The 14,126-nt window shown below is 71.8% G+C and carries 8 protein-coding genes and 1 pseudogene; all 9 read right to left on the bottom strand.

What is annotated here, in order from left to right; all coding sequences use genetic code 11:
* Nucleotides 1–7: 7 nt before the first annotated feature.
* On the bottom strand, nucleotides 8–646 hold the full coding sequence (locus AC5R91_RS19975; RefSeq protein WP_495392853.1) for a GNAT family N-acetyltransferase: 639 nt from the start codon (nucleotides 644–646) through the stop codon (nucleotides 8–10).
* 213 nt (nucleotides 647–859) lie between these two features.
* Nucleotides 860–2,140 carry an N-acetylmuramoyl-L-alanine amidase gene (locus AC5R91_RS19980; protein ID WP_495392854.1) on the bottom strand — a complete coding sequence of 427 codons (1,281 nt, stop codon included), beginning with the start codon at nucleotides 2,138–2,140 and terminating at the stop codon, nucleotides 860–862.
* Between the two features lie 502 nt (nucleotides 2,141–2,642).
* On the bottom strand, nucleotides 2,643–2,966 hold the full coding sequence (gene trxA / locus AC5R91_RS19985) for a thioredoxin (RefSeq protein WP_044885652.1): 324 nt from the start codon (nucleotides 2,964–2,966) through the stop codon (nucleotides 2,643–2,645).
* A 57-nt stretch (nucleotides 2,967–3,023) separates the two neighbouring features.
* The gene (gene trxB / locus AC5R91_RS19990) at nucleotides 3,024–4,064 is read right to left on the bottom strand and encodes a thioredoxin-disulfide reductase (protein WP_495392855.1); all 1,041 of its coding nucleotides are present in this window, start codon (nucleotides 4,062–4,064) and stop codon (nucleotides 3,024–3,026) included.
* A 209-nt stretch (nucleotides 4,065–4,273) separates the two neighbouring features.
* Nucleotides 4,274–5,689: an RsmA family anti-sigma factor gene (locus tag AC5R91_RS19995; RefSeq protein ID WP_495392856.1), complete on the bottom strand. Its 1,416-nt coding sequence runs from the start codon at nucleotides 5,687–5,689 to the stop codon at nucleotides 4,274–4,276.
* Nucleotides 5,690–5,934: 245 nt separating this feature from the next.
* Nucleotides 5,935–6,018 (bottom strand): annotated as a pseudogene (locus AC5R91_RS20000) (RNA polymerase sigma factor SigM); the annotation flags it as partial.
* Nucleotides 6,019–6,699: 681 nt separating this feature from the next.
* Nucleotides 6,700–6,825 carry a hypothetical protein gene (locus tag AC5R91_RS20005; protein WP_495392857.1) on the bottom strand — a complete coding sequence of 42 codons (126 nt, stop codon included), beginning with the start codon at nucleotides 6,823–6,825 and terminating at the stop codon, nucleotides 6,700–6,702.
* A 1,462-nt stretch (nucleotides 6,826–8,287) separates the two neighbouring features.
* Entirely contained in the window at nucleotides 8,288–10,261 is a 1,974-nt protein-coding gene (locus tag AC5R91_RS20010) for a protein kinase family protein (protein ID WP_495392858.1), read from the bottom strand.
* Nucleotides 10,262–10,947: 686 nt separating this feature from the next.
* Nucleotides 10,948–13,359, bottom strand: a complete 2,412-nt coding sequence (gene murJ / locus AC5R91_RS20015; RefSeq protein ID WP_495392859.1) for a murein biosynthesis integral membrane protein MurJ — start codon at nucleotides 13,357–13,359, stop codon at nucleotides 10,948–10,950.
* Nucleotides 13,360–14,126 lie beyond the last annotated feature (767 nt).

Here is a 14,126-nt window from a genome sequence, read left to right on the forward strand (position 1 = left end):
GCGGCGGTCAGGCGGGGTTGCCGGCCTGACCGACCTTGCGGAGCACGCCCTCCGGCGTCATCGAGCCGAGCAGTCGTTCCAGTGCGACCTCGACGTCCTCGCGCCAGCTCACCGTGTTCTTCACCTCCAGACGCAGCCGGGGCCACCGGTGATGGGGTCGCACCGTCTTGAAGCCGACGGCCAGCAGGTATTCGGCGGGCACCACGCACCGGGTGCCCGAGTTCTGCAGGTCACCAAACGCCTCCACCGCCTTGAACCCCCGCCGCAGGATCTCCTTGGTGACGGACTGGATGAGGATGCGGCCGAGGCCCTGGCCCGCGAACTCCTCCACGATGAGCGCCGTCATCAGCAGGACCGCGTCCGGCGACACCGGGCTGGTGGGGAAGGCGACCGAGCGGGGGACGTACGCGGGCGGCGCGAACATGACGAAGCCGGCCGGGATGTCGTCGACGTAAACGATCTTCCCGCAGCTTCCCCATTCGAGTAGCGCCGCGGAGAGCCAGGCCTCCTTCTCCAGGTCGGTGGCTCCGGTCTCCTCCGCGCGGCTGCGCGCGACCGGATCGAGCTCCCAGAACACGCAGCGGCGGCAGGGCAGCGGCATGTCGTCGATGTTGTCCAGGGTGATGTTCGCGATGCGACGGCTCATCGAAAGGGCACTCCCGCGGTCGGCCACCGGGCCGCCGTCCGCACCGGTTGCGTGGACGGCGGCCGTTTTGGCATCAGCCTAGGCCGACCGGCGCGGATCCACCCCCGACGCACCGCGCCCGTTTCACGTGAAACCTCTCTCGCGCCCCGGGCCGCACGGCTGCGGACCAGCGGGCCAGCCTCTCCGTCCCGTCGACGGGGGCCGGCGGACCTGTCACGCGCGACCGGCGAGCCGCGGGACATGAAGCTGTCCCGTCGGGGCGTCCATCTCCGGCGGGAGAAACAGCCGCTGCGTTGCTGCGAGGACCGCCTCGGCGACCGCGGCGCGGAAGTCGGTCGAGCCGAGCGCACGTGCATCGTGATCGTTGGTCAGGTAGCCGAGGTCGAGCCGGACCGTCGGCATCCGGGTCCGGCGGAGCAGGTCCCAGACCTTCGGGTGGGTGCGACAGTCCAGCATGTCGGAGCGGGAGACGATCTCGCGCTGGACAAGCTGGGCGAAACGCTCGCCGACGGCCGAGGAGCCGCGGGCGTTGCCGTAGTAGTAGGCCGATACCCCCTGCGCGTGACGGGAGGTGCTTCCCTCCGTGTGCAGCGAGATCAGGAGGTCGGCCTCCAGCTCGTTCGCACGGGCGGCGCGCTCCTCCTCGCTCGGCGACTCGTCCGGGCCATGGATGAGGTGGGATTCCAGGCCCGAGTCGAGCAGGCGGGTGGTGAGCCGGGCGGCGAGATCGGCCATGAGGTCCCGCTCGCACAGGCCGCCGCTGACGATGCCGAGGTCGTCGCCGCCGTGCCCGGGATCGAGGGCGACGACCACCCCGAGCAGCGAGGTGCCGCGGGCGAGTAGACGGACGGATTCGCGCAGCACATCGGGACGACCACCGGTCACGGTGCGGCGCAGCCGCTTGAGCTCCCGTAGCGTCCGCGGGCCGCAGCGACCGTCGGGATCCAGGCCACGGTTGCGCTGGAAGTCGCGCACCGCGCTCTCGGTCCGCGGACCGAAGATGCCATCGGTCCGGCCGATGTCGAAGCCCATGTTGAACAGGCGCTCCTGCAACGCGGCCACGTCATCTCCGACAAAGGGGTGCGCGGCGCTGAAATAGAGCAACCTGTCGCCGAGATTGTGGCGGGCCTCCTCGAGCGCCCGCGCCGTATCCGGACCGAGTATCCCGTCGACGGACAGGCCACGACTCTGCTGGAAGGCCCGCAGCGCATTGTCGAGGTCGCGATCGAACCGGTCAGGGGGAGCGGCCGCGGCACCGCCCGCGCCGCCGGCCGGCCCCACAGCCGGGCTGTGCGCGCCATCCGTGGCGGCCGGCTCGGCGGCCGCCGGAGGAAGCTCGGCCCCTCTCGACTCCCCGGGATGTGCCGCGGGCGGTACCGCTTCGCCCCGTTCTCCGCTCTGCCGGGGGGTCGCGGGAAGAAAACCGAGATAGGTCAGGGCCGCCCGAACCTCGGCGACGGCGGAACCTTGGTCTCCCAGCCGCAACAGCTTCACGAACGTGTACCTTTCAGCTTGCCTGCCCCCAACGTGTTCCCCGGCGGAACCCGGTGGTCGCGGCCGCCGCGTCGACGAACTGATTCCCGACTGCCGATTGCTGAATCTCAAGCCTAGGGCATGCCCACGTGGTCCCGACCGGCCGCGAAGGGGATCCTCCATCATTGACCCAGCGTGACCAACCTGTCCACGCTGTGTTGTGACATCCCGATTCCCGTCGCTGGCCCCCCGCCGGGCACATGTCGCACCCGGCGACGGCTGTCCGGCGGATGGCGTGGCGGGCGGGCGTGCGGTGGCGACGGGGGTGTGTTGGCGACGGGGGTGTGTTGGCGACGGGGATGCGCGGGCGACGGGGATGCGCGGGCGGTCCGGTCCCCCGGACACGCGGACGGCCCGCCGGCAGGAACGCGCGGCGGGCCGTCGGCGGCGGGCCGCCGGGCACCCACCCGTCAGGGGTGGGCGCGCCGCGTGGCCGTCGAGGAGGTCGGTTGTCAGGAAACGATCAGATGTACGGCGAGAGGTCGCGCAGCAGGGCGGCCTTCGGCTTCGCGCCGACGATGCTCTTGTCCACCTCGCCCTTGACGAAGACCGCCATGGTCGGGATCGACATGATCTGGTAGTTCCGCGCCGTCTCCGGGTTCTCGTCGATGTTCAGCTTGACGATCCGCAGCTTCTCGCCGTGCTCCTTGGCGATCTCCTCGAGGACCGGTCCGACCATCTTGCACGGGCCGCACCACTCGGCCCAGAAGTCCACGAGGACCGGTACGTCGCTCTGGAGGACCTCGGCGGTGAAGGTGCTGTCGGTGACGGGGGTGGTTCCTGCCATTGCTGTTCTCCCTGCTGGATGTGGTGGTGGGATGGATGGTCGATACGTGGGGCGGCGTCAGGCCGGCTGCGGCGCCGGGGTGGAGACCCGCGGGGCCTCGGTGGTCGTCTCGCCGGGACCCTCTCCGGCGGCGATGAAGCGCTCCGCGTCGAGGGCGGCGGCGCACCCGGTGCCGGCGGCGGTGATGGCCTGGCGGTAGGTGTGGTCGACCACGTCGCCGCAGGCGAACACGCCGTCGAGGTTCGTCTTGGTGGTGGGATGTGCGACCTTGACGTAACCAGCGTCGTCCAGCTCGAGCTGGACGCGGACCAGCTCGGTCCGCGGATCGTGGCCGATCGCGACGAACAAGCCGGTGACGTCGAGCTCCTCCGTCTCACCGGTGACCGTGTCGCGCAGTCGGACGCCGCCGAGCTTGTCGTCGCCGAGGAGTTCGACGACGTCGGCGTTCCACCGGAACCGGATCTTCTCGTTGGAGAAGGCCCGCTCCTGCATGATCGCGCTGGCCCGCAGCTTGTCCCGCCGGTGGATCACTGTGACCGACCGGGCGAACCGGGTCAGGAACGTCGCTTCCTCCATCGCCGAGTCGCCGCCGCCGACGACGGCGATGTCGTGGTCGCGGAAGAAGAAGCCGTCACAGGTCGCGCACGCCGACACCCCGCGCCCGAGCAGCCGCTCCTCGTGCGCGACGCCGAGCATGCGGTAGGCCGAGCCGGTGGCGACGATGACCGTGCGGGCGCGGAACGTCTGGTCCTCGACCCTGACGATCTTCGGGTTGGCGGCGAGGTCGAGCTCGGTCACGTCGTCGGCGACCAGCTCGGCGCCGAACCGCTCCGCCTGCTGGCGCAGCTTCTCCATCAGCTCCGGGCCCTGCACGCCCTCGGGGAAGCCGGGGAAGTTCTCGACCTCGGTGGTGTTCATGAGCGCGCCGCCGGAGGCGACCGCACCCTCGAAGACGAGTGGCCGCAGGTTGGCCCGGGCGGTGTAGATGGCGGCCGTGTAGCCCGCCGGCCCCGAGCCGACGATGATGACATCGCGCACGTCGTCTGCCGGCCGATCACCGTGCCCGGTGACGTCCTGGACCTGCTGCTGGGCTGTCACACCCGCTCCTTTCACGCTGCGCGATTCCCCGTCAGCCGGGGTGGACCCCGCCGGTGCCCATCGGCCTCGGTGATGCGTCGGGATCGCTGGTCGTAGGTCTGATCCGTGAAGACGGTGTCCGAGAGCGACAACGGTCTTCGAGGGCGTCTGATTCCATCCCGTGCCCGCCGGTGCCGAGCAACCGGTGACCATCGGTGTCGCTGGTCACGCTACCTGCGCAGCGTGGTCGCGCTGTACCACAGTGCGGCGGAGACGCTGACGACGCCGCAGTGCGCGTCGACGACGAGCACCCGCGCCGCCGCGGGTTGCATGGGGATGGACAGCACGACCAGCAGCGCCGACTGGCCGTCGTACCGGATGCGATCGACCGCGAGGATCTCGCCGCCCGACTGGGCGATGAGGCTCTGGTAGCAGGAGCGCAGATCCGGGGTGTCCAGCAGGGCGCGCAGTCGTTTGCCGGCTATGGCCGGCGGTGCCGCCACGACGGAGGTGGGATGCCGCGCGGCGGCCGGGGCGACCCCCTGGAACGGCACGGCGCCCGTCGACGGCGCCGTCGCCACGGCCACCGCCTCGGTGGTGTCCCCCATCGGTCCGGTCAGCGGCAGGGGCAGCGCCACCGAGCCCGCGATCTGGCCCGTGAGCAGCTCCCTGCCGTGCTGGCCGACATCGGCAGGGGCGACGGTCGTCCGCGAGTCCGCCATCATGGTCAGCCTGGCCGACCCGGCTCCGGCGGCCGCGGCGGCGCCGGCCGAATTCCGGCCCTGCGTGACGCTCGACGCCGCGACCGGATGGTTGGCCTCCACCACCCGAAGACCGTAGAAGGCGAGGATGGCGGCACCGAAGGTGACGAACGCCGCGCAGACCGCCGCGATCGACACCCAGTCCCGCCGCGGGGCCGCCGCCGCGCCCGGCGCTGGTCGCCGCTCGGGGCGGGCGGCCGGCCGCCGGCCGGGGCCGGTCCGCGCCGCACCCCGGACGGGGCGGATGCCGCGCCCGCTACCGCCTGCGTCGCCGACGGGCCGACCGCCCCGGGTGCGCGCGCTGCCGGAGTCGGTCGTGCTGTCGGAGTCGGCCGCGGTGCCCGCCAAGGCATGACCAGTACGGTCCGCGCCGGAAAGGCCGCCGTGGACGGTGCCGGTCTGGGGCGCGCCGGTCTGGGGGGTGCTGGGCTGGACGGTGCCGGGCTGGGGAGCGCCGGTCGGCGCCGAGGTCGTCGGGCCGGCGGGGGAGCGGCCCGCGTCAGGGGCTGGGCGTGGCGCGGGCGCGTCGGTGGTGGTCACGTCGGCACCGGGGCGGGCGGGAGGATCGTGCAACGGGAGGGGGTGGGGGGGCATCCGCGCGGCCAGCGCCGCCTGGATGCGCTCGGCGACGTCGCCCGGCATCGTCATCGCGGCCAGCCGGGACAGGTCGGCGCGGACCTTGCGCAGCGCGGCGATCGACTCCCGGCACGCCGGGCAGGCCTCGATGTGGTCCCGGGCCGAGCGGGTGACCGTCTCGCCCCCGGCGACGGCGTCGAGCTGCTCCACGTCGGGATGCTGGTCGAGCCCGCGGGACCGGCGGCCGAGGGGGAATGCGGGGCGCGTCTCCGCTGATCGGTGACGGTCGTCCATCGGGTCGTTCGCCATTGCTGATCACCTCCTCCGGCAGGTCCGGGCGCCAATGGGGCCGCATGGTGGGGACGACGGCCGGCGGACCGACTGCGGGCGTCGGGCGGCCGCTGCGCGGAGGCCGCCGCATCGTGGTGTCCTCCTTCTGAGACGGTGGGCGGGGCTCCGGGGTTCCCGGGCGGGAGGTCTCCGAGGAGCGGGGCGAGGTGCGTCCGCCCCCGCGAACAGCGACTTTTCACCGTGCCGGCAGGGATGTCGAGCAGCCTCGCAGCGTCCGCGAGGGGCAGATTCTGGACGCCGACCAGCACCACGGCCGTGCGCAGCGCCGGGGAGGGCCGGCCGAGCACGCGGCGGCACCGAGACGCATGTCATGCTCGGCGATGGTGCTCCGCGGATCGGTCGAATGCGGATCGGTCGGGGGCCGTGGGCGACCAACCGGAGCCGATCCGCGTGCCGGCGGAACAGCTCGCCGAAGGCATCGGGATTCTCACCTCCTCCCCCTTCGGGACCGGCTCTCGGTCAGGACCGGAAGGTGATCTCCGCGATCGAACCGCGATACTGCCCGTCACTGTCCTTCGGCAGAGAGGTTAGCCACAGGACCCAGTACTGCGCGGGGGTGAGGTCGGAGGGCATGGGTAGGCAGGTTCACCGTGCCGCTGCTGGGGTCGGGCTTCGGGACGACGAATGGTGTCCTTCTTCCGAGACGGTGGGCGGGGCTCCGGGGTTCCCGAGCGGGAGGTGACCGACGTGCCGGGTGAGGTGCGCCCGCCCCCCTAATAGCGACTTTTCACCGTGCCGGCAGGGACGTCGAGCAGCCGCGCGAACCTCCGCGCGGCGCAGCGCCCGGACGTCGACCAGCACCAGGCCGTGCGCAGCGGCCGGGGCGGCCGGCCGAGCAGGTCGTCGGCCCCGAGCCGGATGTCACGTTCAGCGATGGTGTGCCGTGGATCGGTCGGTTAGTCGGTCGGTCGGGTGCGGATGGTCGGGTTCCGTGGGGCGCTCACCTGTGCCTCATCAGCACTCCCCCGTCAGGACCGGAAGGTTATCTCGGCGATCGATCCGCGGTACTGCCCGTCGTCGTCGAGGGGTAGGGAGGTTGGCCACAGCACCCAGTACTGGGCCTGGGTCAGGTCCGAGGGCATGGGCAGGGTCACCAGCCCCTCGGTTGCGCTCCGGCACGACAACCCGGTAACCGGCGATCGTGCTGGCCGGCGAATCCCCGCTGCGCAGCTCGAAGGTGTCTCACCCGGGACTGACACAGAGGGAGGGGCAAGCCGCCGCGTCTGGGACTAAGGTCCCTTCTCTGCATGAATGGGTGGTAACCATACCGAAACGTACGGTAAATACTACCGGTATGTCTAAGTATTGGAATCGATCCTGGTTCAAAAAAAGCCTTTTGGCTGTAGTATCTTCCATCGCGCTTTGTGCGGGATTTGTGATCTTCGCCCCTGCGGCGAGCGCGGCCGGACCCTGCGGTAGTCCTCCCGCGTCCGGATGGAGCCGCGCAGATGCCTATGAGTACGGGGGTGCAAGGCTTGAGTTTTGGGTGAATGGTAGTTCGTTCGCAATTCGTGGTGCGAATCTTGTCGCTAACGGGAAAAGTAGCCTGCTTGTCAAAGCGGGAACTTCTGAGGGGTCGTCGAATCTAGGCTCATCGGGGAGTATCGGAACAGCGCCCAATGGAGGCTGGTGCTCCACTACGACTACCGGCGGTATCTGGGGCGCAATGAGTTTCAACATTGGTAGCACTCATTATAACAAAAGTAATCATTGCTATATTTCTTCCTGGTCGGGAGTTGCCGGATGTGAATGGGATTAGTGACGATATCTGGAAGCCGTGGAGCCGCTGACGAAGCGATGGACGGGCTGCGTGGCACCGTCTGTGCCCCGGAGGTCGAGAGGCTCGACGTGAACTACGGCCGGCTCTGCCGGAAGCGCCGCTGATACCCACAGCGCCACACCAACGGTGAGGGCCCTGGCGCCAGGCCAGGGCCCTCACCTATTTCCGGGATGCCCCATTTCGGACCCTCCAGCGGACAATCATCCGTACTGCATCCGTCAGATGGACGCATAACTCTTAAGAACCGCTGCGGCTTTCGTTAGATTAAGCACTTGGCGCTGTTCGCACTCTCGCAGGAAGCGCCTAGGGCTTTTGGGCTCTGTGACGGGAGTGTCACGGAGGACGCTACCCGAGAGAGGTGTTGACCTGCACGTTCACAGCAAACCCTCATCTGGTCCCGGCATTGGGCAGCATGTTGCGGGTGAAGCAGATGATCTTTGGGGTGGCGACGGTGGGGCGACCGCCTACGCGCTGGAACTACGTCTGAAGCTTGGCCCCTCGGCGCCGGGCGGGATTCGATCGCTCTTGCAACATTCCCGTCCGACGAGGGCACTGAGGATGGGGTAGCGCGGGTGGAATCGATAGCCGGGCTCTCGCGATCGAGTACTGCTTCACCTGTCGGCCTCAGAAGGCGGCGAATCGCCACGCTGCGCGAGCGGAGCCTTGGGGTGCAAGGGGTCGCTCGTCCACTCGTCCGCGTGCAGTTGTCAGTGAGCCGGGCAGATCTCCCAGCATCTGCGTCGGGCGCCGCCGCCCTCGACCCGCTTATAACCAGGTTAGTAACGGAAAGTAACCTCGGCTATAGCGCCGCGGTACGGTTTGCCATCAGGGGGAGTCGGGGAAATCCGTGGCAGTGAGGTCAGCCATAGGACCCAGTACTGGGCCGGGGTCAGGTCGGAGGGCATGGCCAGGCTGACCGGGCCGACGGCCCCGGCCTTGGACACCACGGTCTGGTAGCCCTCGATCGAGTCGGCCGGGGAGGCGGCGCTGCGCAGGTCGAACGACACCGGCCCGCCGGCCACCTGCACCGTCACCGACGTGGGGCTGATGGGCTTGTCGAAGTTCAGCTGCAGACCGACGCCTGACTTCAGACCACCGAAGTTGCCGGTCGCGTAGCCCTCGGTGTGCCAGACCGTGGACGGGTTGCCGTCGATGACGTTCCCGACCTCGCTGTCCCTCTCACTGCCGTCGCCGTTGTCCGCGGGGGGATCGAAGGAGTTGACCCTGACCGGCCTCAGGACGGTGCCGCTCGGAAGGGCCTGGGCCGGAGCGGTCGCGGTGGGCGAGGCGCCGCCCCCGTGCCCGCCGCTCTGCGACACGATCACCGCCACCACGGCGACGACGGCGACGACGACGAGAGCGATCCACGGCACCATGCGGCCCCACGAGGACCTCTCCTGGCCGCGTTCCCGCCCCGGGCCGGACGGACGACGGTCCGCCGGCGGATAGCCGGCGCGGCCCTCGGGGTACCCGCGATTGTCGCGGTCGCGGTCGTAGCCGCCACGCGTGTCGAAGCCGCTGCCCCGACCGGCGCCGCCTGCCTGCGGGCCGTACCGGGAGTTGCGACCCTCCTGGGCCCCGGCGGGGTAGCCGCCGGTGTCGGCGTAGCGGCCCGGGGCGGGATAGTCGGCGGTGGCCCCGTAGTCGGCGCTGGCCCCGTAGTCCGCGGTGGTCCCGTAGTCGGTGGAATCGAGGCGGTTGACGTCCATCGCCTCGGTGCTGGCGGCGTACTCACCCAGGCTCATCAGGCCGGTGTCGAGCACCGCGTCGACCGGGTTGATCGACTCCAGCTCCTCGACGAGCTCGGCCGCGGTGGTGATGGGCGCGCCCGCCCGCTCGTCGCCGAGGGTGGCCATGGTGATGGCGTCCAGGTCGCGCGGCACCGACGAGGTGACCTGCCGGGGGCTACGCAGCCGCCCGCCCGAGGTCGGCGCGGTGGGCAGACCGCGGTCCCCGCCGAGGGGCCAGTGGCCGGTGAGCCCCGCGTACAGCAGGCCGCCGAGCGCCCGCAGGTCGGCGGCGGCGCCGTCCCCCGCGCCCACCACCCTGGTGGCCTCGGCGTCATCGCCGTTCCCGGCGGCGTCGGGGCCGTCGAGCTCCCCGGGCGTCCCCGAGCGCTCCAGCTCCGCGAGCACGCCGCCGATCTCCAGATCGATGATCTTCACAGTGCCGTGGCTGGAGACGATGACGTCGCCGGGGTTGAGATCGCCGTGATGGATGCCCCGCTCGTGGGCCGCGGCGATGACCCGGGCCGCGGCGAGCACCACGGCGCCGGCCTGCTCGGGGCGCAGCGCCCCCTGGGCCGTGAGCTGGCGCAGGGTCTTGCCGTCGACCCACTCGGAGACGACGTAGGAGATGCGCCGTGATCCGGTGGTCGTCGTCGTGGCGTCGTAGGTGGAGGCGGCACCCGGATGCACGAGCCGGCCGGAGTTGATGGCCGCGGCGAGCAGACGCCGGGCGGCCTGCTCCTGGTTCGGATCCGCGGCTGCGGCGCCGTTGTCGCCCGGGTTCGTCGGGCCGTGCTCGACGATGCGCACCGCGACCGGTCGGGCGAGCACGTTGTCGTCGCCGCGCCAGAGGGTGACCGGCCCGCGGCTGGTCAGCGCGGAAAGCAGACGGTAGCGGCGGTCGAGGACGGTTTCGGCGAGGACCGCGGTGCCGGCGGGGGGCGACGAGCTCCGCGCGTCGGCGGCGGTCAGTGTCACGTCGTCGACGTCCTCAGCCTGCGGTCGGTTGCTTCCGTCGACCACAGCGCCTCCGTCGTCCACGGGCCTGACGGGGACGATCCGCCGTCGGGCTTCCCTACCTCACCCGGGCAGGGGTCCGCCCAGTGTGCCGTGACTGTGGGCGGAGACCCCGAAATCCTTCGTCGCCCGGAACTGGTCGCCACGGTGAACGACGTGACGAGCGGAGGCTGCGCCTGGTTCACCGGCGACGTTGGGCGGGGCCCGCGCACAGCGTGTCCAGTGTACGAGGATGGCCGGAGGATCTCGCGAATGTCTTGGGACAACCCGCCCTTGTGTACCGGCTGTGACGATGCCCGCCTGGTCGGCCCCCGCCGGCCTCCGCGTCCGCCGGCCCGGCCGCGCCCGGTCGCGCCGCCGCAGGGCCCGGCAGGAGGTTTCCCCCGGCCATGACGGAGCTGTCCGCCGGGTCGTTAAGTTCTCGTCCAGCCAACCGGGCCGTGGCGAATATTCGCCGTATTCCTACGCATTAGTAGAGTAGTCCCCGCGGTGTTTCCCAACTACACCGCGTTATGGCGATGGATGGGTCGGCGGGCGCTGCCGGCTCCGCGTACACCCCCGTTACCGGAGCATGGCCAGGAGGATTTCGCCGGGTCGGGGGTGGCGTCCGGGCTGGCCCTTTGGTGTCCGCCGCGGGCGTCGATCGGCAATCTCCGCCGGGCCCGGCCCGGGTCGTCACGGGCGCCGACCGGTCAGCGCCGCCGCGGCGCTCGCCCGGTCCGGCGCGTGCCGGTCGCGGAGCCCGACCGGTCGTCCGGGCCTTCCCGGCGCGGTGGTGTGGGGGCGCGTGCCCCGGTCCGCGACGACGGCTCCCGGCGGGCCGTCCGGTCGGTCCTGCCCGTGCGGTCCGTCCGCCCCGTCCGGTCGGCCGCCGCCGGCGATGCGGTCGGCCCGCCGGGCCTGCCCCGCCCGCGCCCGCGGCGCAGGCGGCCGTTGACAACCTCGGCCAGCGCGTTGACCTCGTGCACGTTCATCCGTTTGGCGACCGCGATGAACAGCGCGCCGCCCACGACGGCCGCGATCACCACCGCGATCCCGGAGCTGAGCCAGCCCGTCCCGATCACCGACCGGATTCCCCGGGCCAGCAGGGACGCGACCACGGCGCCGAGGCCCGCGGCGACCGCGACCTGAGTGATCACCCGGGCGGTGCGGTTGCCGTCGACGCCGCCCAGCCGCCGGCGCAGCAGGATCGTCGTGGCCGCGAGCCCGACCAGGTAGGCGAAGGCGAAGGCGAGCGCCAGCGCCGGCGCGCGGTGCTGCTCGGGCACCAGCACGGTGAGCACCACCGCGCCCAGCACGTTCACCGCGACGACGCCCATGTTGACCAGCGCCGGCGTCCGGCTGTCCTGGTAGGCGTAGAACGCCCGCAACTGCACCTGGAACAGCGAGAAGGGCACCAGGGCCAGCGCGAAGGCGCTGAGCGTGTCGCCGATGTCCACAGCGGCGTGGTAACGGACCGCGCCGTGGTAGAACACCGCGACGGCGATCGGCCGACCCAGGGCGAGGATGAACAGGGCCGCCGGCACGATGGCCGTGACCGCGACCCGGGTCGCGGTCGAGATGTCGGCCCGGACGAGATCCCGGCGGCCCTGGGCGGCGTGCCCGCTCATCCTCGGCAGGAGCGCCGTGATCACCGAGACGCCGATGATCGCGTAGGGAAGCTGGAAGATCTGGTAGCCGTAGGTGTAGATCGTGTACGCCGTCGTCGCTGTCGACAGGTTGACGATCACCAGATAGCCGGCCTGGCTGACGATGACGAACAGCAGCGTCCAGCCGGCCAGCCGGGCCGCCGAGCGCAGTTCCGGATGGCGCAGGTCCAGCCGCGGGCGGTAGCGGAAACCGACCTTGCGCAGCGAGGGCAGCAGGGCGAGCGTCATGGCCACGACACCCAGCGTCGTCCCGCCGGCGAGCACGGTGATCTGCGCGTTGCTGATGGCCTTCGGCCCGTCCACCCCGGGGGGATGCGGTCCCGACACGATGTAGACGAAGGCCACGCACGTCGCGATGACGATCAGGTTGTTCAGGATCGGCGCGAACATGGGCGCGGCGAAGGACTGCCGGACGTTGAGGATCGCGCCGATCGTCGCACCCACCCCGTAGAAGATGATCTGCGGGAGGAACCAGCGCAGCATCTCGGTGCCCAGCGCCCGCTCGGCCGGCCCCGAGTGCAGGTAGGCGTCGGTGATCCAGGGCGCGACCAGCATGCCGACCGCTACCGCCGCGCCCAGCCCGAGGATCATGATGGTCAGCAGGGAGGAGGCGAAGCCGTCCCCGCCGTCCGGGTCCTCCTTGGCCGCGCGCACCATCACCGGGACGATGACGCTGGTCAGGATCCCGCCGAGGAGCAGGTCGTAGAGGACGTTCGGGGTGGTGTTGGCGACGTTGTACGCCTGGCTGACCCCGCTGGTGCCGAGCGCGGCGGCGATCGCGACCGTGCGCAGGAAGCCGGACGCCCGGGAGGCGATCGTGCCGATCGCCATGATCCCGCTGGCCTGGCCGAGGCTCGGCCCGGACTTCCCCGCGCCGGCCTTCCCCCGGCGGGCGGTCGTCGGTTTCGCGGTCGTCGGTTTCGCGGTCGTCGACTGTGCCCTCGTCGACTGGTCCCTCGCGGGTTGGGCACTCGTGGATTGTGTGCTCGCGGGTTGCGCGGTCGCTGCCTTCGCGGGTGACGGCTTCGCGAGCGCGGTGGTGGCCGCCGCATCCGTGGGGCGCGGGGTCCGTCGACGTGACGGGTCACGCCGGGCGGTCCGCCCGCCCGTCTCGCGAGAGGCCGGGGTCCGAGGGCGGGCGGCGCGGACGTCCCTGAGGTCGCCCTCCCTGAAGCCGCCGCCGTTCCCCGCGTTCCCGCCGTCCCCGACCTCGCCGACGTGGCGGTCTGCCCGCGGCTCGGCGGCCGGATCGTCGCGCCAACCGCCGGGGGCTCCGTCGCGCTCAGCGCCGTAGCGGGCGTCGCCGCGACGGTCGCGGGTGCGGGTGCGGGCGTCTCGGCCGTCCCGGGCCTCGGGGGGCAGGGCGGTGCCCCGTCCGCGGCCGTCGTCCCGCCCGCGCCCGTGCTGGTGTGACTCCGGGGGGATGCGCCGGACGTTGCTGCGCGGCAGCGCCACCGTCGGCCGGGACTCGCCGAGAGACGGCCGGCGCCGCTCGCCGGCGAAGCGTCGGGGGCGGTCGGCCGCATCCGGCTGCTGCTCCTGCGACCCGCGCCCGACGAATTCCGAACCGGCGGCACCCGAACCGGCGGCACCCGAACCGGCGGCACCTGGACCGGCGGCACCTGGGCCGGTGGGCCGACCGACCGGGCCGGAGGGCGAGCCGGGTTCCGACTGTGGCCGTCGCCCGGGCGTCGGGTCCGCCGGCCGCGGCGGGCCGGGCGGGGTGGGCAGTCTGGTGGTCCGTGTCCCATCGCCTGGCGCAGCGGGCTGGACCCGCCCGCGTGCGGCGGAGCCGGGACCTCTCTCGGTCGGGGGCGGCACGCCGGGGGGAGGCGGTGGTGTCCGCGGCGGGGCCGGCAGCTTCCGGGTCGCCTCCGGAACCGCGGCTCGCGGCGGGCCGGGGGGTGGGACCGGGCGCGGCGCGGCGCCGTCCCGTGGGTCGACCCATCGGTCGTCGCCGCGGTGGGGCGCGTCGTTCCGCCCGGCCGGGTCGTGATCGCCGACCGGGTGTTCGGGGTAGGCCGCCCGCCGTGCCCGCTGGGGATAGCGCCCTTCCGCGTACGGCTCTTCGGCGTACGGTCCTTCGGCGTACGGCTCATTCGCGTACGTATCGCCCCGGCCGCGGTAGCCGTCGTCGCGATCCGCGTACCCGTCGTCCGGGTTCCCGGGCTGGCTGTCGGGACCGGGGTACCGATCGGCTGGATCGGGATACCGCTGGTCGA

This window comes from Frankia sp. BMG5.60 (genome assembly GCF_059428125.1).

Coding starts and splice junctions, on each gene's coding strand:
- AC5R91_RS19975 (WP_495392853.1), bottom strand. CDS start 646: ATGAGCCGTCGCATCGCGAACATCACCCTGGACAACATCGACGACATG.
- trxA (WP_044885652.1), bottom strand. CDS start 2,966: ATGGCAGGAACCACCCCCGTCACCGACAGCACCTTCACCGCCGAGGTC.
- AC5R91_RS19995 (WP_495392856.1), bottom strand. CDS start 5,689: ATGGCGAACGACCCGATGGACGACCGTCACCGATCAGCGGAGACGCGC.